Origin of the sequence: Priestia taiwanensis, from assembly GCF_014638355.1 — a bacterium.
In the GTDB taxonomy this organism is placed as follows: Bacteria; Bacillota; Bacilli; order Bacillales; family Bacillaceae_G; genus Priestia_D; species Priestia_D taiwanensis.
In genome coordinates, this window is the sequence record NZ_BMFK01000001.1 from 1711991 (window position 1) to 1732801 (window position 20811).

20 protein-coding genes and 2 other annotated features are annotated in these 20811 nt (G+C 38.2%); of the genes, 6 read left to right on the forward strand and 14 right to left on the reverse strand.

The genetic code is table 11. The features are described from left to right. Positions 1-627: 627 nt before the first annotated feature. The 4 genes from IEV41_RS08815 to IEV41_RS08830 form a co-directional block, all read right to left on the reverse strand. Positions 628-1740: a hypothetical protein gene (locus IEV41_RS08815; RefSeq protein WP_188388018.1), complete on the reverse strand. Its 1113-nt coding sequence runs from the start codon at positions 1738-1740 to the stop codon at positions 628-630. Next, positions 1737-2888, reverse strand: coding sequence for a DUF58 domain-containing protein (locus IEV41_RS08820; protein ID WP_188388019.1), 1152 nt, complete (start codon positions 2886-2888; stop codon positions 1737-1739). The genes IEV41_RS08815 and IEV41_RS08820 overlap by 4 nt, the downstream gene beginning before the upstream one ends. Further along, a complete protein-coding gene (locus IEV41_RS08825; RefSeq protein WP_188388020.1) occupies positions 2885-3817 on the reverse strand; it encodes an AAA family ATPase in 933 nt (310 codons plus the stop codon). The genes IEV41_RS08820 and IEV41_RS08825 overlap by 4 nt, the downstream gene beginning before the upstream one ends. An 87-nt stretch (positions 3818-3904) precedes the next feature. Beyond that, the gene (locus IEV41_RS08830) at positions 3905-5359 is read right to left on the reverse strand and encodes a site-specific DNA-methyltransferase (protein WP_188388021.1); all 1455 of its coding nucleotides are present in this window, start codon (positions 5357-5359) and stop codon (positions 3905-3907) included. A 61-nt stretch (positions 5360-5420) separates the two neighbouring features. Between IEV41_RS08830 and IEV41_RS08835 the strand changes: the two genes are divergently transcribed. Continuing rightward, the gene (locus IEV41_RS08835) at positions 5421-7811 is read left to right on the forward strand and encodes a DEAD/DEAH box helicase (RefSeq protein ID WP_188388022.1); all 2391 of its coding nucleotides are present in this window, start codon (positions 5421-5423) and stop codon (positions 7809-7811) included. A 59-nt stretch (positions 7812-7870) separates the two neighbouring features. Here IEV41_RS08835 and IEV41_RS08840 read toward each other — a convergent pair whose 3' ends face one another. Genes IEV41_RS08840 through IEV41_RS08850 form a run of 3 tightly spaced genes read right to left on the reverse strand, consistent with a single transcriptional unit; the run spans position 7871 to position 8718 of the window. Further along, positions 7871-8074 carry a hypothetical protein gene (locus IEV41_RS08840; protein WP_188388023.1) on the reverse strand — a complete coding sequence of 68 codons (204 nt, stop codon included), beginning with the start codon at positions 8072-8074 and terminating at the stop codon, positions 7871-7873. Positions 8075-8089: 15 nt separating this feature from the next. Then, positions 8090-8551 (reverse strand): GNAT family N-acetyltransferase, encoded by a 462-nt coding sequence (locus tag IEV41_RS08845; protein WP_188388024.1) that lies wholly within the window; start codon positions 8549-8551, stop codon positions 8090-8092. Continuing rightward, entirely contained in the window at positions 8530-8718 is a 189-nt protein-coding gene (locus tag IEV41_RS08850) for a hypothetical protein (RefSeq protein WP_188388025.1), read from the reverse strand. The genes IEV41_RS08845 and IEV41_RS08850 overlap by 22 nt, the downstream gene beginning before the upstream one ends. 239 nt (positions 8719-8957) lie before the next feature. Here IEV41_RS08850 and IEV41_RS08855 point away from each other — a divergent pair, with 239 nt between their 5' ends. Further along, on the forward strand, positions 8958-9584 hold the full coding sequence (locus IEV41_RS08855) for an NAD(P)H-dependent oxidoreductase (protein WP_188388026.1): 627 nt from the start codon (positions 8958-8960) through the stop codon (positions 9582-9584). 47 nt (positions 9585-9631) lie between these two features. On the opposite strand, the gene IEV41_RS08860 is transcribed toward IEV41_RS08855, so the two are convergent. Continuing rightward, entirely contained in the window at positions 9632-9934 is a 303-nt protein-coding gene (locus IEV41_RS08860; RefSeq protein ID WP_188388027.1) for an iron-sulfur cluster biosynthesis family protein, read from the reverse strand. Positions 9935-10265: 331 nt separating this feature from the next. Here IEV41_RS08860 and IEV41_RS08865 point away from each other — a divergent pair, with 331 nt between their 5' ends. Further along, the gene (locus IEV41_RS08865; protein WP_188388028.1) at positions 10266-10679 is read left to right on the forward strand and encodes a histidine kinase N-terminal domain-containing protein; all 414 of its coding nucleotides are present in this window, start codon (positions 10266-10268) and stop codon (positions 10677-10679) included. 40 nt (positions 10680-10719) lie between these two features. Here the strand turns inward: IEV41_RS08865 and brnQ are convergent, their stop codons facing one another. The 4 genes from brnQ to IEV41_RS08885 form a co-directional block, all read right to left on the reverse strand. Next, on the reverse strand, positions 10720-12036 hold the full coding sequence (gene brnQ, locus IEV41_RS08870) for a branched-chain amino acid transport system II carrier protein (RefSeq protein WP_188388029.1): 1317 nt from the start codon (positions 12034-12036) through the stop codon (positions 10720-10722). Positions 12037-12155: 119 nt separating this feature from the next. After that, positions 12156-12392 (reverse strand) — a binding site (T-box leader). A gap of 48 nt (positions 12393-12440) precedes the next feature. Beyond that, positions 12441-12673 (reverse strand) — a binding site (T-box leader). A 21-nt stretch (positions 12674-12694) separates the two neighbouring features. Next, on the reverse strand, positions 12695-12940 hold the full coding sequence (locus IEV41_RS08875; RefSeq protein ID WP_188388030.1) for a hypothetical protein: 246 nt from the start codon (positions 12938-12940) through the stop codon (positions 12695-12697). Positions 12941-13023: 83 nt separating this feature from the next. Further along, positions 13024-13572, reverse strand: coding sequence for an S-layer homology domain-containing protein (locus IEV41_RS08880; protein ID WP_188388031.1), 549 nt, complete (start codon positions 13570-13572; stop codon positions 13024-13026). Positions 13573-13766: 194 nt separating this feature from the next. Beyond that, a complete protein-coding gene (locus IEV41_RS08885) occupies positions 13767-13955 on the reverse strand; it encodes a DUF2187 family protein (protein WP_188388032.1) in 189 nt (62 codons plus the stop codon). A gap of 415 nt (positions 13956-14370) precedes the next feature. Between IEV41_RS08885 and IEV41_RS08890 the strand changes: the two genes are divergently transcribed. Continuing rightward, a complete protein-coding gene (locus IEV41_RS08890) occupies positions 14371-15819 on the forward strand; it encodes a lytic polysaccharide monooxygenase (protein WP_188388033.1) in 1449 nt (482 codons plus the stop codon). Between the two features lie 200 nt (positions 15820-16019). Then, positions 16020-17489 carry an alanine/glycine:cation symporter family protein gene (locus tag IEV41_RS08895; protein ID WP_188388034.1) on the forward strand — a complete coding sequence of 490 codons (1470 nt, stop codon included), beginning with the start codon at positions 16020-16022 and terminating at the stop codon, positions 17487-17489. A 72-nt stretch (positions 17490-17561) separates the two neighbouring features. Here the strand turns inward: IEV41_RS08895 and IEV41_RS08900 are convergent, their stop codons facing one another. Both IEV41_RS08900 and IEV41_RS08905 read right to left on the reverse strand, forming a co-directional pair. Beyond that, entirely contained in the window at positions 17562-17762 is a 201-nt protein-coding gene (locus IEV41_RS08900; RefSeq protein ID WP_188388035.1) for a hypothetical protein, read from the reverse strand. Between the two features lie 14 nt (positions 17763-17776). Continuing rightward, on the reverse strand, positions 17777-18637 hold the full coding sequence (locus IEV41_RS08905; protein WP_188388036.1) for an SMP-30/gluconolactonase/LRE family protein: 861 nt from the start codon (positions 18635-18637) through the stop codon (positions 17777-17779). 375 nt (positions 18638-19012) lie between these two features. On the opposite strand from IEV41_RS08905, the gene abc-f reads away from it, so the two are divergent. Next, positions 19013-20809 (forward strand): ribosomal protection-like ABC-F family protein, encoded by a 1797-nt coding sequence (abc-f, locus tag IEV41_RS08910; protein WP_229722182.1) that lies wholly within the window; start codon positions 19013-19015, stop codon positions 20807-20809. The last annotated feature ends 2 nt before the right edge of the window (positions 20810-20811 follow it).

The window sequence follows — 20811 nt, forward strand, 5'->3', positions numbered from 1 at the left end:
CAGCCATACATCTAAAAAAGTTTGTAGTTACGTCAACATGTATGCGGGCAACAAACATGTATCATAACTATCTATTCATTATAAGGGAGATTGTTATCTGAACTTGTCTTACTTGTAGGAGATATTCGCCGGGCAAACGAACATCTGGAAATCGAATAACATACATGTACTCCATGTGAAACGCTGGGCAGGCCTTCACATATTGTACGCACATTGTTGCTGACTTCTTTCTTCCTTTTACGTTTTCCTTCGTCACCGTTACACGATTATCGTATGCCTCTTGTGAGAATGTAAGGCTGTTAAACTTTCTTTGTACCGGCTGAAAAGGAGTACGCATCACCTCGCTTTATGTATTCAAAAAGTAGTGGCAAGCTACTTTTTATTTAACTGAGAACAATTATCATTATCAATTATAAACGCATTTTTGTCAACGGGTTTGCAAAACTTTTTTGATAATTTCATCATTAATCGTTCATTTGGTCTGTAGTCACTGTAAAAACATGACTATTTGCCTACAAAAATCCACTTTTCTCTATCATTATGAACAATGCTTGTTTTTCATATCCTCTGTCTTACTATCACAAAATGGTATACCTATCGTTGTGTCTCAATGAAAAAAAGATGCCCTCACTCACGAGCATCTTTTCCTCTCCTCCGTATCTCCTTATAAAACTCATTTAAACGAGCCACTTCTTCTTTGCTTGCCGTTTCATCTCCGTATCTAACACGGTTATAAATATGGGCGATATCATCTGAACCTTCAGGGAATTTTTGTATTTCCCTTAGACGATTCATCCACTGCTCAAATGTCTCACCTTTTCGTCTTGCATAGGAATTTTTCATATTTTTTTCTAAATGGAACACTTTGTTACGGATAGGATTTTTCGGTGGGCGTTGTTTTATTTCCTTTTGATAATAAACCGTTTCCTTCAGCGAATTAGTACCGGAAGAAAGAGCAAGCTCTTTCTTGCTTTTCTTCATCTTTTTTACGATGAAATATGCAACTAATGCGATGAAAATAACCGTCAGTATAATCGAAATATACTCCATTTCTGCTGATCGTTCAAATATCGCCTTTTGATCGGCATCTTCTTCCACCCCTACTTGCATTTTTCCGAACTGATCTTTAAATTCTTCTGTTGCTTCTAATGGTTCAATAGGAAGGATTGGTCCTAAAAATAACATAATGTAATAGAGAAGATAAAAAAATACAGCTGCAAGTTGTTGAAAGATTACTTTCGTAATAGCTTGGATGATAGGTAATGCATAAACAACACTAATTGTACAAATAGACAAAAATCCTAAGCTAATTAACTTCCACTTACGTTCATATATTGTTTTACTTGTGATCATTAAATACAACACAGTCTGAACACCAAACAGTGAGAACAATAATAGGTATGCCTCACTTCCATCAATTAAAAGTGAAATACATAAAAAGAAAAACGAGGCCGTTATGTAGTGAAAACGTTCTTTCCGTATATCTCCATACATGATATAGAATAAGATAGTGAAAAAGAAAAGAGACGGAATTGACAACGAAAGAAAATACCACATAGTAGCAAACTGAACAACGGAGAGAACATAGAAAGCATTTGGCTGACTACTAATAATCCCCTTCATAACATGCAAAAAAATAAGGCTGGTACATAAGAAGACAAAAAAGACTCCCAACTTATCTACTTGTCCAAAACTAATATACGCAATAACATATGTTAGCACTTGGTAAATATAATTCATCTTCCGCCCCCCCTCATTAATTGTCCTAATTGATTCACCGTATAGTAAGGGTAAGTCCATCCCCTACATTCCTCTTCGTGTGCTCCAATTATTACGTAAGTCGAATTTTGTTCTCCATGTTTTGCACACTCCGTAAGAAACGGAGATGTAAGGAGTAAAGAGAAATTATTTTTAATACGTGCTAGTGCCTCTAGCACATGCGCAAAATGGATATTTCCTCCTCCCATTGGAAGATGAAATGGCCTATTCCCTTTATCAATACTAATAAATACTTCATATGTAATTTTTTGCTTCGTTAAATATTCACAAATAAACGCTGTATAAGAAATCAATTCTTCTACGTTGGGTTGTATACACTTCCATTTAGAATCTGTTAAACAAAGAATGACAGAGAACCGTTTATTATAGACCGGTTGAAATTGTTTCGCCTGTAGTTCTCCAAGCCGGGCAGTTGCCTTCCAGTGGATATGACGAAATGATTCTCGTTCATATTTCTTTGTACCAACAACAGCTGATTCATCGTAATAAATAGAACGACTTGTTGCATCAACACCATATACGTCTTGCTGCAAAAGGTGCACATTCTGAACAACTTTCAACATAGGAAACACAACTATTTCCGATGATAAGCTTGGAATAGATGGATAATAAACCGTCGCAACCCCAAATATATCATTCACCATTAAACTGACTCTCTCTAATTTATATACCCCTCGCTGGCTTACAGATAGCGGTACTGCATATTCATTACAGCGATTTGGTTTTTGGATAAATGAGCTGCTATACATTTGCCCAAGTGACATGTATCTCTCATACTCTTTATTTCCTACACTAATCGAGGCGTCTAGATGAAACGAATATTTCGCATTCACAATCGGTACTGGTGATCCATTAACAACTTGTAGCGATAATTCTCCATCCTCTCCTGGAAAAAGATGTACACTTTTCTTTTTATTTGTTACATACACATAACGGACAATATATTGAAGATACAAGTGTGTGCACAAAACAAATAAATAATAGCAAATAGCAATCCCTATAAGGAAATTCCATTTTAGAAAAATCGCACAAAAAAGCAAAAATGGCATTACCATCTGCGTAAATATCTGCATACTACCATGATACATAGCAACTGGCTTATCTATCATTTGCTAATCTCCACTGGTACATCAATTTCATCCAGTATACTTTGGATCATATCTTCTTGATTAGAGCGTAGTGAACCTTCTAATGACAAAACTATACGATGTGAAAAAACATATGGAACCAGATGTAGCACATCTTCTGGAATACAATATGTACGGTTATTCATATAAGCTCTCGCTTGAATCCCTCTCATTAACGCTAACGTTGCACGTGGGCTCACACCATGCTCAATGTATTCATGACTACGCGTACGATGAACGATTTGTAAAATATAATCTTGAATCGCATCATGAATCTTCACATACTTTACTTCTTCTTGTAGACGATGAATATCTTCCACGCTAACGACAGCGTCTAACTCAGCATACGGCTCTTTCGTCACAAAGCGATTCATCATCGCCTTCTCTTCTTCAAACGTTGGATACCCAACAGATAACTTCATAAAGAAACGGTCTAATTGTGCTTCTGGAAGTGGGAATGTTCCTTGTGATTCAATTGGATTTTGCGTTGCAATAACGAAAAACGGATCTGGTAATTTATGTGTCGTTGCCTCGATTGTAATTTGCCTTTCCTCCATCGCCTCTAACAAACTTGCTTGTGTACGTGGCATCGCACGGTTAATTTCATCTGCTAAGACGATATTTGCCATAAGTGGTCCTAGGCGACTTTCAAATTCAATCGATTTCGGATTAAAGAATTCAATCCCCGTAATATCACTCGGCAAAATATCTGGCGTAAATTGAATGCGGCGGAAGCTACCTCCGATACTTTTTGCTAATGTTTTCGCTAAGAGAGTCTTTCCTGTTCCTGGTACATCTTCTAGTAATACGTGACCTTTACTTAATATAGATGTGATGACTAGATTGATTACCTCTTCTTTTCCGATAATTATTTTTCCAATGTTACTGCGTAATATTTGAATAAGTTCCATGTCCTCTCTCCTCCCTATTCTAGTACTTCAATCTAATCAGAATTTTCAGATTAAGTAAATAATTTATTACATTTTTTTACATAAATTCTACTTATCTCGCGAATTTTCTATCCTCCATACCTGAAAACCAACGTCCAAATTGTCTATTTCTGTCACTTGTTGAACCGCTTCACCAGCACGACGAATCCGCTCTTTTCCAATCTCACAAATCGTCTCGAATCCTTGCTTATATGCACTAGCACTTTCCTCTACTTCTTCTGGCTGTTGAATCATAATGAACGAACGCTTCCCTCCGTCCTCCGCATTCAACAGCATAACCGCATGCGCTGTGGTCCCTGAACCCGAGAAGAAATCTAACACAATATCATCATTCTTTGTAACGAAACGAAGTAAGTATTTAATGAGTGAGACGGGCTTCGGATAATGAAAGACTTTCTCTAGCTGTAAGTCTGCTAGTTCCTTATACGCTGTTTCATTCGTACCTATTCCAACCGTACTATTTAGTTCGATGTCATATTGATACTCCGAAAGAAAGTTCGTTGGCGGCTTCGTTTTCCCTTCGGCAGACAATCGTTGAAAACGAATCGAGAATTTCTTAGATTTCACAAGAAAATACGTCCCTTTTGCTATTTCCTCATCTAACTTTTGCTGATTCCACTTAAATTCTCCTTCTGCAATGAGCGGACTCTCATTCCATCCACCTTGCACACATACATCTTCTATTAATCTTACTTTCTCATAGTCCCCTTTTTCATACAGCCTGTCCTTTACATGAAATAAAACAGAGTGTGCTGGGAATGTTAATATGTTTCGGTTGTTACCACTGTTTAAAAGCGGGGCATCTCCGTTCTCAATTTGCTCGCCTTTATAGCGACTATTATTTCGTTTCTTCTCATAACAAAGTATAAACTCCACCGTCTTTCTACTCTTTCCAGACAAAGACGGAGCGGTGCGTGTCTTCGTCCAGACGAATACATCGATAAAGTTCTCTTCACCAAATATTTCATCACTTATTTTCTTCAAATTAGCAAATTCACGGTAATCAATACTCATGAAAATTACCCCGTCCTCACGAAGCAAATCACGCGCAACCTTTAAACGTGGATACATCATATTTAACCATTTCGTATGTAACCTACTCGAATGAATATATGGGTCATCCTTGTATACACTTCTCTTTTCTTTGAATGAATCATCATATACGAACTCTTGGCCCGTATTATACGGCGGATCAATGTAAATTACTTTTACTTTTCCCGTTAACTTTTCACGAAGCAATTTCAGTGCGTCAATATTATCCCCTTCTATATATAGATTGTTTGTTTTTGCATACTCTTTACTTTCCTCTTCGTATGGAACAAACTGAAATCCAGAAGCTTCTTCTGCTAACGCCATTGCATCTCGCTTCCCTTTCCATGTAAAATCATATGTATGTTCACCAAGCAACTCCTTAAGCACATCGACTTGTATTTTCCCATCAATAACTGCTTCCGGAAACAACGACCTTAATTGTTCGACCTTTTGCTGAACATGCTTTGTCATAATCGCCCTCTCTTTTAATCAGAATTTTCTATATTTTAACATATATACAGGAGAAACATAAATGCTAGAAAAAATCATACAACAATGGCAAAAAGCACTACGCCTAGAAGCGAAAGAAATAAAAGAAAATGGAAATCATATTTATCCTCTCACAAACGGCAAGCGTATGGCTGTCATCGGAGAAGATACATATTACTTATTCCAATCACCGTTCGAATTATCACTTCGAGATGATATTCCAATTCGTCTCATTCACCATGAGCAAGAATACGACGGTCAACTCATCTCATCTCTCGGTACACATCTATTAGTGAAAATCCAAGCATCTCTCGGCACTACTGTCCATGAAGCGCAATTAATGAGTGCACCGTGGGAACTACTCCTTACCCTTGCAGAACGCTTCGATGATGTACCCCGTGATAAGCAAAAGCGTATACACGCCTTATTAAGCGGAAAACCAGCAGTAAAACACCCACAAAATGAAACGATGCCTTCCTTAAAAGAAGCCATCTACCGTGCATGGTATAACAAAACAACGTACATTTGGGGGCCACCTGGTACAGGAAAGACATACACACTCGCACATATCGTCGCCGAACATTATCGTCGCCGTAAAAAAGTACTTGTCTTATCTCATAGTAATGCTGCAGTGGATGTTATCATGCTAGAAGTAGCAAAAATCATGGAGAAAGAATGGAAAGAAGGACATATTATTCGTTACGGCTATAGTAGTACGCCGGCGATGCTTCGCCATCCAACATTATTATGTAACCGTTATATGGAGAGCCTAGAGCCCTCATTGGTAGAGACGAAAATTAATCCATATAATATTGCAAATGTCGAGAAAGAACGTTCCGAACAGAAGAAAGAACGAAAGAAGCTCGAACAAAATATCTTAGATGAAGCAATTGTAATCGGTACGACATTAACAAAAATTACGATGGATACATCGCTTGCAGAAAAAGACTTCGACTTAATTATCGTTGACGAGGCAAGCATGGCATATGTCCCACAAATCGCTTTTGCGACAACATACGGAAAACGCATCGTCGTGTGTGGGGATTTCAAACAACTTCCACCAATTGCAACAGCCGACAACAAAATCGTAAACCATTGGCTAAAGGAAGATATTTTCCACCATGCAAAAATCGTTCAAGCAGTCGAAAATGACGAAGAACACCCGCACTTACTCTTATTAAAGAAGCAACGACGTATGCATCCTACTATTTCAGCTTTTACGAATCATCATGTATATGATGATAAAGTAAGTAATCATCCGTCTGTGAAAGAAAAGCAAGCGATCGCGGACCTTGCACCCTTTCCTGGTGAAGCAGTATCACTTGTCGATATTCAGCGTCTACCAAATGTCGCTTTACAAGACGTAACGACAAGCGATCGTTTTAACATCGCCTCGGCACTTATGACGATGGAACTTCTTCACGAGGCAATGAAAAACGGCATTACGTCAATTGGAATTGTAACGCCATATAAAGCACAAGCTCGTCTACTATCCGCACTTATTAAGGAAAATATCGAAACCCCCAAAAATATCGTTGCTGCAACGGTCCATACATTCCAAGGGTCGGAGAAAGACATGATATTTTTTGATGTGGTCGATAGTTTCCCACAAATTCGTCCAGGTGTGTTGTTCACAAATCGAGATGAAGAACGGCTTATTAACGTAGCGGTAACACGAGCAAGAGGTAAATTCATTCAAGTAATGGATAACAAATTTGCACATGCTCGTCTATCCTCTTCATACACATTGGCGAAACTAACGAAACATACGAGCAAGCATACACATACACCTGTATGGAAAACTGATGAACGAAAGCTATTTACGCTTATTGCCAACGCGACGAAACACATCCTAATTTGTACATCAAGCCCTTCTTCACTCCCGCCTTCTATTTGGAGCGCGATTGACCGAAAAGGACTTCTCACAACAGTTGTAACACCGTCTAAACAAGCAATTCCGCTCCAAGCATTTGATTACATCGAACGTGATACGTTATTGGAATGCGTCATTGTAGATTATGAGGAAATTTGCTACGGTGGTACTACTTTTGCAAAAGGGAAAACGAGCGTGAACTTATTGCTGACATACCTTGATATTCAACCAGGTACACGTAATGTTATACATAAGCAAGAAGTCTCCTTCACCCGCAACCGTGACATGAAGTTGAAAGACTACGTCACGACGTGGATTACATGTCCATACTGTTCAAGTCGCTGTACCGCTACTTCGTTCAAAGGAAACTTCCGACTCCAATGTACGCATTGTGGTAGTATTCTTCGTATGTTAGAGAACATGCTTCAAGCATATATTGACTACGTTGGGGTTTCGTGTCACACATGTGCGCGCCCTCTTCAAGCGGAGGAAGAGGAGAAAGATGTGTATGCGATATGTTATAAATGTGAGAAGAAGACGACGTTGGAGCAATTGTCGTAAAGGAGTTTTCCGGCTGAAGATTTGGGATTTCAGCCCGTTAGCGCAAAAACCTTACTATACTAAAAAATAAACCATCCTGCTACCTTGGCAGGATGGTTATACTGATTTTTCTTTTCTCGCTTTTTCTTTCTTCTATAATAAATGATAATACCGATTGCTAGGACGATTGGAATGATAAATGCGTACAAAGGTATTCCCAACAATACATTTCCTTTAATAGCCATGAAAATAAGCTTTAGTAACGCAAATATTTCACCTAACACACCTTATTTCCTCACTTATATTGTTTTTTCATATACGTCAACAACATGCCCCTTTGGCGTTGTTTTTTCTTCTACATATGTAAAACTAAATCCTTCCCAGAAGCGACGACCTTTTTCGTTGTTTTTTAAAACCGCTAGGCGAAGTGCTTTCTTTCCTTTTTGTTCTAACCAGTTCATTAATTCAACATATGCCATCGTTCCGTAACCATACCCTTGGTAATCACCGTGAATCATAAATAAACCAATCCATGGATATCCATCTTTGTCATGACGGTCTAAATATGAAAATAGACCAATATATGTATCGTCCGCTTTAATGAAGTAATGTTCACCAATACCAGAGCAAAACTCTTCACGAATTTCCGCTTCTGTTCGTGTCTCACAACCGTTCTCTAATACATTATATTCTTTATTGGAGTTAACCATCTCACTTGCAATGTACACTGTTTCTTCTGTTAGTTTTTCAAAATGAAGCATGTTCGTGCCTTCTTTCTCTCTTTGTTTCCTTCTACTATAATTCTTTTTGTACCTACGTACAATCTTCCGCAAAAATATTTATGCCGTTCTTTTCTAGCACTCGTATCGCCTTTGCTACAGGTAATTTCGGTCAGTGATAATTGTAAATCGTTCAAATACGAAATCATCTCTCGGCCTCCTGTTTTTATCTTACTAAAAAGCCTCGTCCCATACAGATATTTTTTTCGACATCACCCCATATAAAAAACATAAAAAAATAGTTGCAAAAAAAATATCTCGATGTTAAGATAAATTCATCAAGAAAATCTTAAATTCGAGATAAAAACATTCACATATCTCTACATCAAACTATTTTTATAATAAATATCTCGAATTAAAAATAAACAAAAAGCGGAGGAATTTTCACATGGAAAAATTATTAGTTGTACAAGGTAACCCAAAGAATACGGAAGCATCATTCAGTTTACGCGTGGCGGACGCATTTGTAGCATCTTACAAAGAGGCTAATCCAACAGCTGTAGTAGAAACAATTAACTTATTCGCAACAGATGTTCCAGAAATTGATGCAGACGTATTAAGCGCATGGGGAAAATTAGCTGGTGGTGTAGAATTCACAAGCTTAACAGCTGATGAGCAAGCAAAAGTTGGACAAATGGGACAATTATCGAATCAATTTATCGAAGCAGACAAAATCGTATTTGCAACACCAATGTTTAACTTCACATTCCCAGGTCGCGTGAAGAGCTACCTTGACACACTATGTGTAGCAGGCAAAACATTTAAATACACAGAGAATGGTCCAGTTGGCTTATTAGAAGGCAAAAAAGTAGTGCACATTCACGGTACTGGTGGCATCTACTCAAACACAAACATGGCACACGGCGATGCATACTTACGCCAAATCATGGCATTCATCGGTATTAATGACGTTGAAACAATCTTCGTTGAAGGTACAGCGGCTATGCCAGAGAAAGCACCTGAAATCGAAGCTGCTGCAACAGCAAAAGCAAAAGAAGCAGGCGCTCGTTTCTAATATACATGATGAAAATCCCCCTTGTTCAGAACAAGGGGGATTTCTTTTTATTTCGCAATTGATAAGCCGTATACAATTGTTTCATTTGGTGTACGAACGCTAAATCCAACACCATAATCGATTGTTACTTTCTCACCTAAGTATTCTTTTCCATAATCACTTACTAAAACAACAATACCATCCTTGTCATACACAACATCACTTTCTACCAGTTCATCACGAACTAAATCGACGATTACATATACACTACATCCACCGTTATATTCTGTACGAACACGAATCACAGTCGATTCTTCTGGAAATAACTTCTTAATAGCCACTTCTGCCTTTTCCGTTACAAACAGTTGCATCTCTTTCACCCCTATCCATGATTTCTCATTATAGCAATATTCCCACGAAAAAAGGGAAAAATAATTTTCTATCCTACCTGATATTCTCGCTTTTTCTATGTCGTATAACCTCTTCTTCATGCCCTTCTCGAAAAAAATTAAGTAGCTATCTACTTAATTTTATGAAAATACTTAACAAACGGTAGGAAGTTACCGATACAAGCTATAGAAATATGTCTCTGCACAAGACATATAAGTTGCGAAAGAAAATAATCAACTATATACTAAGATATTTGGAGACTTATTATCTACAAGGGGTAGATGTATCAATACAATGAAGGGAATTACTAACATGAAAGAAACAAACACTTGCTTTTTTTCACTATTAACAGCGAATGCTGATTTGCTTCTTGATAAAATCATGAAAAATATTAAAGTTCAGCCGCATGATCCTCACAAAGATAAAATCGCTCAAAACGCACTCCAACTTCACTGCCTATTCCTCGCCTATACAAAAAACGAAATTGGCTTGACCGATTTAGAAGAAATCGCCAAGAAAATTGCGTTACAGCGTCTTGAAGCAGATGTTGATATTCTTGAGTTCATCTATAATACGAACGTCGGAACGAAAGAAATGATTAACCTATTAGAAAAATACGCTGCAAGTGAAAGTGAATATACAGGCATTAAAGAACAGATTAATGAGTTTTTCGATTTCTTCATTTACTTAACCGTTCATGCTTACTATACACAGCAACCAGAATAAGTAAAAAGTCCAAACGGGTATACTCCCATTTGGACTTTTTTTACGCTGTTTTCTTCATGACAGAAAGCATGTATCCAATTATCATACCGATAATTGCTGGTACAAGCCATCCCATTCCAACATCAAATAACGGAATGTTTGCTAATAGTGATTCAGCTTTGCCGATACTGAAGTTTGCACTTTTCACCGCATCGAAAATACTAATGAAGAATGCACCAATCATACCGCACACATAGACCGATACCGGAACACGAACATAATGCTCTACTAACGACAACATGATTAGTACGATGCCAATAGGATAAATAGCAATTAAAATTGGTAATGCCATTGCATTCAACTGTGTTAAACCAATGTTTGCGACGAAGAATGCTGCCATGCAGAAGACAAGAACAACTTGCTTATAAGAAGCATTCGGGAATACTCTTGTTGAGAAGAATGTACCACACGCTGCCACAATTCCAACTGAAGTTGTTAAGCATGCACATGCAATTGCTACACCAAGTAACATAAGACCAACGTTACCGAATAAGTGATTCACAACATTTGTTAAGATAACACCGCCATTTGCACCCATTCCAAGTGATACACTAGATGCCCCTAAGAATGCAAGCGCTACGTATACTACTAATAGACCAGCTGCTGCAATAAATGCTGCGAAGATTGTAATTTTTGCGATACTCTTTTGATTTGTAATACCTCGTTCACGTAACGAAACGATAACAACATTACCAAATACAAGTGCTGCTAAACCATCTAACGTGAAGTATCCATCAATGAATCCTTTAAATAGTGGACTAGCATACGCTTCTGTCGCTTCACCAAACTCTCCCATCGGTGTCATAAGTGCTTTAATCACAATAATAACAATAATTGATAATAAGATAGGAGTTAATAATTTACCTATGCGGTCAATTAATTTAGATGGATTTAACGCTAAATAAAACGTTAAAATGAAATACATGAAAGAAAATGCAACTAATAACATTGATTGATTTGCTAATGATTCTGATAAGAACGGAGCAACTGCCATTTCATATGCTACTGTTGCTGTTCTCGGCACACTTACAAATACGCCTAAACAAAGATAAATAATTGACCCGAATACAAGTGCAAATATCGGATGAATATGTCCTGCTAATTCATTCAAATCTCCACCACGCAGTGCAATGACAATAACACCAAGTAACGGCAGACCTACACCTGACACAATAAAGCCGAATAAGGCAATCCATATATCCGACCCTGCACCTTGTCCTAATGCCGGTGGAAAAATCATATTACCTGCCCCAAAGAATAAGGCGAATAACATTAATCCTACTGCAACTAGTTCTGAAAATTTTAATGGTTGTTTCATTTTTCTCATCTCCTTAAAAAGTTTATATCTATATATTGTTTCCTTTTTACCTACTATCGCCTTACGTTTGTTCTATCACCCCCTTTCCATCTGAAAATAAAAAAACACTCCTCCCTATCAAAAGGGACGAGTGTTAAAATCGTGGTTCCACCCTTGTTCTAATCCATTTATGCGCATGCATAAATAAGACTGCTCAAGATCAGATAACGGCTGATACCGTCAGTAATTACTAGATTGTTCGTTCACTACCGAAGTTCAAAGGTGGTAAATTATTTCCCTGCGTTAAGAAGCTCACAGCCTAGGCTCCTCTCTCTGAAAACCGAAAAAACAACTCATGTCCTTATCATTACTTTTGCTATTTATTATTTTTGACCAAATAAAAAAACACTTATCCCTACTATAAAAAAAGGGACGAGTGTTAAGTTCGTGGTTCCACCCTTGTTCCAACCTACATATCCATACAAATAGGTTGCTCAAGTTATACATAACGGCTATTACCGTCAATAATTACTAGATTGCTCGTTCACTATTGAAGTTCAAAGGTGGTAAATTATTTCCCTGCGTTAAGAAGCTCACAGCCTAGGCTCCTCTCTCTGAAAACCGTAAAAATAAATCATGTCCTTATCGTGACTTGTTCGTATATGTTCTTGTTCCCTTATTATACTAACATATTTCTAAAAAGCAAGAAAAGTTTCGAATATATTTTCAGACAGAAAGAAAAGTAGTGACAAAAAGAAACGTCACTACCAACTCCATACACATATTCATTGTACAACTGCTCTCGTTTGTCATGCATGAAAAAAACAGGCATTGTGCGCTCTTCTTGTTGCTGACGACTACAACTCACAATTCCAACAATAATTAACAACATGATTAATATTTCCGTCGCTTTTGTCCCAATCACCTTCTTTCTCCGAGATGAAAGAAAGGCAGTGAATCACCACTACCTTTACATATATATGAGGAAGTGTGGATGTGAAGGACTTCTTATTTTTCTTTGAAAGGTTCTGGTGATTCAATTGGTGCTTTAGATCCAGTTAATGAATGTATCGGGATTAAACCACCGTTCTCGAAATACGCTACCATGTTGTTCAAGCTAACCGTAGCCATTCTCCTTGTTACTAATCCTTCTGGATCAAACATTTGATTACCAATCCCCGTCATAAGCTTCGCACCAACTACTCTGCCTACCGCATCTTGGTACTTAATTGACGCTTTATCTGTAAATATTACATTTATTTCTGGCGATTTCATCTTCTTATATGCCATCGCATGATCAATGATAACAGCCATCTCTTGGCGACTGACCTTCTTAGTCGGATTAAACTTACCATCATCACTACCTTTTATAATTCCTGCACTAGCTGCCTTTTTAATTCCTTCTTGCAGGCTAATTTCTATTTGTCCAATATCCGAGAACGTCACCTCACGTAATGGTAACTGCAATGCGTTTGCTACTAACATCGCAAACTCCGCTCTCGTAATTTCTCTGTTTGGTGAATCCTCATTCCTATCTGTTCCAATTAGCCTCTCCACCTACCCCACCCCTTTGTACAATATCCACCTTATCATCTTACCTAAAAAATTATTTAAACAAAAACAGTCTCAATTTAAGACACGGACATGCACGAATTTTCTTCTGCGCTACTCGTAGGTGCACCTTAATCATGTACATAATTAGCCTAACATATTCAAAAAAAATGAGTACTTGTACAAGTACTCATTCCTTCTTATTTCTTCGGTTTAAGAATATTACTATATCCAACAACTGTTCGTTTTACAGAGTCATTGTTAATTGTTAAGCTAGGCGTAATATCCTCTACTAACACAGAGTTCGTATAATGACGGACAACGGTTGCTTTGTATGTAACCTTATCTCTTTTGAATGTAATGTGATCTCCAACTTGAATATGTTCCATCGTAATCCCCTTCTTTCTAGCAAAACAACTTTAGTACTTTTAGGGCATAATAACATAAATTATGAATTTTTTCCATTTTTATAGCGAATTTGGGTACATAATTACACAAGTATCTAGCATGAAGGATAATTATCCTATTCATCCATCCCTTTTGCTACATCTTTATCGGATTATACCTGTACATAAAATAGAGAATCTGGACTGTTCTATTTCTATATGCCCATGCGAAATGGACTTATTATATACCGTCATCTCCTTCAAAAGTACAAGAAATTCATCGAACAAAAATGAAACTCGACGCCTATACTATTCTCTCTTTCTATCATGTTACAATTTGGGTGAAATGACAATAAGTGTAGTCTTGTAATTGTTCAGAGAATAAGATTATAAGACCACTATACAAGGAGGATACAAGATGACTTGGAAGAAAAAACTACTGAAGATTGCTCCACTAGCTGTATGCGGTATTATTGGTTCTTTATTATTCACAAACGATGCATCTGCACACGGATATATTGATAATGGACGCTCATCTTTATGTAAACAAGGATTAAATAAAAATTGTGGACCGATTCAATATGAACCACAAAGTGTAGAAGGAATTGGTAACTTCCCACAATCTGGTCCAGCAGATGGTTCAATTGCTGGTGGTGGACATTTCCCAGATTTAGATGTTCAAACAGCAACTCGCTGGCACAAAGTGAACATGACGGGTGGAAAAAACACATTCGCATGGACATTTACAGCAGCACACAGTACAGCAGAATGGAAATACTACATCACGAAAAAAGGCTGGGATCCAAATAAACCGCTTACACGTGCTGATTTAGAATTTATTTCAAAAGTAGACGGTGGTAACAAACAACCCGCAAAGAAAGTTTCACATGTAATTGATGTACCAACAGACCGCACTGGCTATCATGTTATTCTTGGCGTATGGGAGATTGCAGATACACCAAATGCCTTCTACCAAGTTGTTGATGTAAATTTACAAAACGGAGGTCCAGTACAACCTGATACAGTTGCACCTTCTGTTCCAACAAATGTAGCATCAGCAGCACAAACACCAACTAGCATTGACTTAGCTTGGAATGCATCTACTGATAATATCGGTGTACATCATTATGATGTTTACCGTAACGGGGTAAAAATTCAAACAGTAACAGATACAAAAGTAACAGATAACTTCTTAACAGCGAATACAGCATATACATATACGGTAAAAGCTGTTGATAATGCTGGTAACGAATCAAATGCAAGTGCTCCTATTACTGTGAAGACAAAAGAACTTCCAGCAGTAGACACAGTTGCACCTTCTGCACCAACTTCTCTACATTCAATGGGAGAAACAGAAACGACAGTTGATTTAATGTGGAATGCATCTACTGATAACGTAGGTGTGAAGCATTACGAGATTTACCGTAACGGGGTAAAAGTAAAAACAGTAACTGGTACAACAGCATTAGATACTGGCCTACAAGCAAATACAGAATACTCATACACAGTAAAAGCTGTTGATGCTGCTGGGAACGTATCAGAAGTAAGTAATACACTTGTTGTGAAAACGAAGCAATCTACAACAAATCCAGGAGTAGCAGCATGGGATCGTACAAAAGTATATGTGAAAGGTAATCGCGTGTTATTCAACGGTTTAGAATATGAAGCTAAATGGTGGACACTAGGTAATGAACCAGCGACATCAGACGCATGGAAATTAGTAACTCCGACTGCAACAGTAGACTGGAATGCGACTAAATCATACGAAGGCGGCGAACGAGTAGTCTTCGAAGGTAAGAAATATGAAGCTAAATGGTGGACACTAAATGAAACACCAGGTACAGCTTCGGTATGGCGACTAATCTAACACACTGATCTACACTTGGGTGTGGGTCCCTCCACCCCCAAGTAATTCTTCACTTTATCCTTTAATAAATAAAAGAAAGAACTTCCTTAAATCGGAAGTTCTTTCTTTTTACATTCTACTTATTCTTTTACAATAATATTGTCATCCGTAGACAAGTCCTTGTATAATTTTCTGTATATTCAGATAAAAGGAGGGAATTTATGTTTGAAAACTTTGTTAACTGGTTAAATAGCATTATTTGGAGTTCAGCGCTTGTCTATTTATGTTTAGGAACTGGTCTGTATTTCTCTATCCGAACAAGATTTTTGCAAGTGAGACATATTAAGGAGATGTTGAAACTTACCTTCAAAGGTGAGAAGTCGGATGCCGGGGTTTCCTCTTTCCAAGCATTAGCCCTATCACTCTCTGGTCGTGTCGGTACAGGAAACATCGCCGGAGTCGCAACAGCAATCGCCTTCGGGGGCCCTGGAGCTGTATTTTGGATGTGGTTAGTTGCTTTCTTAGGAGCTGGATCAGCTTATGTCGAGTCTACATTGGCTCAAATTTATAAAATCAAACATAAAGGGCAATTCCGCGGTGGGCCAGCTTATTACATTGAACGTGGCTTAGGTGTGAAATGGTATGCTATCCTTTTCGCTATCGCAACCATCCTCGCCACTGGCCTATTACTTCCTGGTGTACAAGCCAATAGTATTGCTTCTAGTTTAAGTACAGCGTTTGGCATGAATACATCTGTAACGGGATTTTTATTAATTACTGCGTTAGCACTTATCATTTTTGGTGGAGTAAAGCGTATCGTTAGTGTCGCACAAATTGTTGTACCATTTATGGCAATTGGCTACGTGTTAGTAGCAATTGTCATTGTTGCAATGAACATTGATAAGCTGCCAGACGCATTTATGTTAATTATAAAAAGCGCCTTTGCATTAGAATCGGCTTTCGGTGGAATTATCGGTCTCGCTATCTCTTGGGGGGTAAAACGAGGCATCTACTCGAATGAAGCAGGACAAGGAACGGGCCCTCATGCAGCGGCAGCGGCAGAAGTATCTCATCCAGCCAAACAAGGATTCGTGCAAGCGTTTTCAATTTATATCGATACATTATTTGTTTGTTCCGCAACTGCATTTATGATGATTATCACAGGCATGTATAACGTATATGATGCAACTGGGAAAGGTCTCCTTGTTAATAACATGGGTACTGCAGAACCTGGTCCTGGCTATACACAAGCTGCCGTAGAATCCGTTTTCCCTGGTTTTGGCAACATTTTCGTTGCTGTGTCATTATTCTTCTTCGTATTCACAACCATTATGGCTTACTATTATATCGCAGAAACAAATATCGCTTACTTAAATCGTGACAAAGATCGTCCATGGATGATGTATCTTTTAAAAATTTGCTTCTTAGGAGTTGTCTTCTACGGTTGCGTAAAAACAGCGGCAGTAGCCTGGGCACTTGGTGATATTGGTGTCGGCCTCATGGCTTGGATAAACATCATCGCTATTCTCCTTTTACAAAAACCAGCCCTCATCGCGCTAAAAGACTACGAGAAACAGAAAAAAGAAGGAAAAGATCCTATATTCAAACCAGAAGAACTTGGGATTAAAAACGCTGATTTCTGGGAACATGAATACGATAAAACGAAGCAAGAAACTGCTGCCTCAAAATAATAAAAAGCGTGCCGTCTCAAAGTCATACTTCTGACTAAGAGATAGCACGCTTTCCCCTGTTTACATTATACTTCATTCTTTTTCTCGCTCTTTATTTTGCTGTCTCACCTTTTTATACAAACGAAACAACAAAATGATAATGACGAACTTATATGACATGGAAATAATAGTATCTAATACGTTATCACTGCTACTAGAAATATTATCAATGAACAAGCAAAGAATCATCAAAAAAATTACTTCTGCTATGTATTTACCTCTAGCAACCTTCACGGCATCACCTCATTCTAGAAAACACAACGGTTCGTCGGTAAGCCTTGTACCCCTACTTTCACCATGAATACTTTACCACCTTCTGTATCTTCTTGATCTGCTTCATTACGAGCAGTTGTGATGAACAACGTATCAAGATTCATACCGCCGAATGTACAGCTTGTCACATTCACTGTCGGAATTGTAATCGCTGCCAATTGTTCACCTGTTAATGGACACCAACGTGATACCATTCCTCCACCCCAGTGCGCAATCCATAACTTTCCTTCTATATCAATCGTCATTCCATCTGGCTTTCCAAATCCTCGGTCATTGAAATCTATCACAACGTGACGATTTGTAATATCGCCACTCTTTTTTTCATAATCATATGCGAATACTTGCAACATCGTCGTATCAATATGATAGAACATCTTCGCATCAGGGCTCCAAGCTAATCCATTTGAATTACACACACCACGCAATTTCGTAATAACCGTTTCTGTATCATACATGCAATAAAGTGCCGCAGTTGGTGAACGGTCTGCAGAAATCGAGCCAGCCCAAAAACGTCCGTGTGGATCTACCTTTCCATCATTGAAACGGTTTGCCTCATTCTCTTCTTCTGGGTCTAATAATTTTGTACATTCACCTGTTTCCACATTTAATAGTTGGAAGCCTGCTTCGGTCGCAACAACCGGTTGCTTATTATGACCTAATGCAAATGCAGATACTTTATGTGAAGTTGGAACACTGGTTACTTCATTTATCGCTTCGTCCCAAAAACATATAGCTTGTCCTGTGAAATCTACCCAATATAAACGATTATTTGTATCATCCCATGTTGGACCTTCCCCCAACATGGCTCTTTTTTCATGTAATGGCTTTACAATCAATGTTCCCCCTCCTTATCCAATTATGTATATATTACCATATTTACCGGTGTTTTTCCGTCTTTTCAACGATTAATAGTTACAATTCATTGAAAATAGCGTATACTAAAAGCAATATGAAGAAAGGAACATGGTGATAACGACATGATTATTAACCTTATCTAACTCACATGACAAACGAACAATTTTTTCGCATGAGCACCCTCATGCTTGTTTCGTATGCTATGGAAAGATAAGGGATGTTATCACTATGTTCAACGGAAAGACAAATAACGTACCTATGCGTTTATTTGCCTATTTGTTATACATATCGTCGTCCCCTAACCTCTCATGCGAAACGCATGAGAGGTTTTTCGTGCCTTAACTGGAGGAATGACTATGTTTATGATAAAAGCAACAAATATAAAAAAAGAATTTGATGGGACGTTACTCTTTGAAGGTGTCAATATTGAGGTTGAACAGCATGAGCGAGTTGCTATCATCGGTAAAAATGGGATTGGTAAAACAACATTAATAAATCTATTATGCGGGGAATTAGAAAGCAGCGATGGCACTATTTATCGTAAGCATCCCGTGCATGAATGGGGATATGTGAGGCAACACCTCACTATCCAAAATGATACAACTGCTGAAGAGATGGCCTTGCAAGCAAACAATACGTATTGGAGATCAAAACAAAAACTGAACGAAGCCGAACAGCACTTAACACTTTCTCAAGATGAACAAGCAATGGATACTTACCAGCATGCTTACGATTTATTTGAAAAAAGTGGCGGTTATGAATGGGAACAACATGTCCAGGAAGAATTAACACGTATGGGTATTGGGCATGATTTATGGACGAAACCATTCACTTCTTTAAGTGGCGGTGAAAAAACACGTGTCCAATTAGCTGGCGTATTAGCACTAAAACCCGCTATACTCGTTCTCGACGAACCAACAAACCATGTTGATTATGAAACGATTGTACACATCGAACAAGTATTGAAACAGTATAAAGGCACCGTTCTCCTTATCTCGCATGACCGTTCGTTCTTAAACAGCGTCGCAACTGCCATTATCGAACTACATGTAGATGGTTCACGTAAGTTCAAAGGAAATTACGATGCCTACCGCAGCCAGAAAACATTCGAACGTGAAACACAGCTCACTCTTTACAAAAAGCAAGAACAAGAGCGTCAACACTTGCAAGAAGCAATCGCTCAGTACAGACAATGGTTCACGAAAGCACATAACAGTGCGAGTACACGAAATCCATTTGCAAAGAAAAAAGCAAATAAAAATATGACGCGCTACAAAGCAAAAGAAAAAGCACTCGAACGACTAGAAGAAAATCGCGTTGACCGTCCCAAAAACGAAGCTGGCATTCATGCGAAATTCCACACTGCATCGTTCGAGGCACACACGCTCATTACATTAAAAGATATATCATTTGCATATGATATATCTTTACTAAAAGACATTTCCTTTACCGTGAATCGACATGAAAAAATTGCCCTACTCGGACAAAACGGAGCTGGAAAGTCAACGATTGTCAAATTACTAACTGGCGATCTTGAACCAACGACAGGTGATATATATTATCATCCAACCTGTCACATTGGATATTTTTCACAAGAACTAGCTGGGTTACACGAGGACGAAACGATACTCGATTCCTTACTATCTTTACCGAATATGACACAATCGGCAGCACGCACAATTCTTGCTTGCTTCTTATTCCGACGAGAAGATGTATACAAACGGATGAAAGATTTAAGCATGGGGGAACGATGTCGCGTCGCTTTTGTAAAGTTATATTTTTCTGGGGCCAACTTACTCATCCTCGATGAACCGACAAACTATTTAGATTTAACGACGAGAGAACGAATCGAAGAAGCACTGCATCTCTATCCAGGTGCCATTGTCTTCGTATCACACGATCGCTACTTTACAGATAAACTAGCAACAAAAATTGTTTCACTTGAAGACGGCAAAGCAACAACATTTGATGGCACATACAAAGAATATACCGAACATACTCATGAAGATGAGGACGATAAATATCGAAAACAACTCGAATATCGCCTTCTTTGCCACATGCATGAAGACGAACCTGAGACAGATGAAGCAAAGCAACAACTAATGGAAACGATACGTGCCCTACAACAAAAAATCGAACAATATCGAGCTTAATA

Excerpts from the sequence above, each read along its gene's own strand:
- IEV41_RS08820 (WP_188388019.1), bottom strand. The coding sequence starts at position 2,888 with ATGATAGATAAGCCAGTTGCTATGTATCATGGTAGTATGCAGATATTT.
- IEV41_RS08825 (WP_188388020.1), bottom strand. The coding sequence starts at position 3,817 with ATGGAACTTATTCAAATATTACGCAGTAACATTGGAAAAATAATTATC.
- IEV41_RS08885 (WP_188388032.1), bottom strand. The coding sequence starts at position 13,955 with ATGGAACATATTCAAGTTGGAGATCACATTACATTCAAAAGAGATAAG.
- IEV41_RS08895 (WP_188388034.1), top strand. The coding sequence starts at position 16,020 with ATGTTTGAAAACTTTGTTAACTGGTTAAATAGCATTATTTGGAGTTCA.
- abc-f (WP_229722182.1), top strand. The coding sequence starts at position 19,013 with ATGTTTATGATAAAAGCAACAAATATAAAAAAAGAATTTGATGGGACG.
- IEV41_RS08850 (WP_188388025.1), bottom strand. The coding sequence starts at position 8,718 with ATGATTTCGTATTTGAACGATTTACAATTATCACTGACCGAAATTACC.
- IEV41_RS08830 (WP_188388021.1), bottom strand. The coding sequence starts at position 5,359 with ATGACAAAGCATGTTCAGCAAAAGGTCGAACAATTAAGGTCGTTGTTT.
- IEV41_RS08835 (WP_188388022.1), top strand. The coding sequence starts at position 5,421 with ATGCTAGAAAAAATCATACAACAATGGCAAAAAGCACTACGCCTAGAA.
- IEV41_RS08845 (WP_188388024.1), bottom strand. The coding sequence starts at position 8,551 with ATGCTTCATTTTGAAAAACTAACAGAAGAAACAGTGTACATTGCAAGT.
- IEV41_RS08890 (WP_188388033.1), top strand. The coding sequence starts at position 14,371 with ATGACTTGGAAGAAAAAACTACTGAAGATTGCTCCACTAGCTGTATGC.
- IEV41_RS08860 (WP_188388027.1), bottom strand. The coding sequence starts at position 9,934 with ATGCAACTGTTTGTAACGGAAAAGGCAGAAGTGGCTATTAAGAAGTTA.
- IEV41_RS08865 (WP_188388028.1), top strand. The coding sequence starts at position 10,266 with ATGAAAGAAACAAACACTTGCTTTTTTTCACTATTAACAGCGAATGCT.
- IEV41_RS08815 (WP_188388018.1), bottom strand. The coding sequence starts at position 1,740 with ATGAATTATATTTACCAAGTGCTAACATATGTTATTGCGTATATTAGT.
- brnQ (WP_188388029.1), bottom strand. The coding sequence starts at position 12,036 with ATGAAACAACCATTAAAATTTTCAGAACTAGTTGCAGTAGGATTAATG.
- IEV41_RS08855 (WP_188388026.1), top strand. The coding sequence starts at position 8,958 with ATGGAAAAATTATTAGTTGTACAAGGTAACCCAAAGAATACGGAAGCA.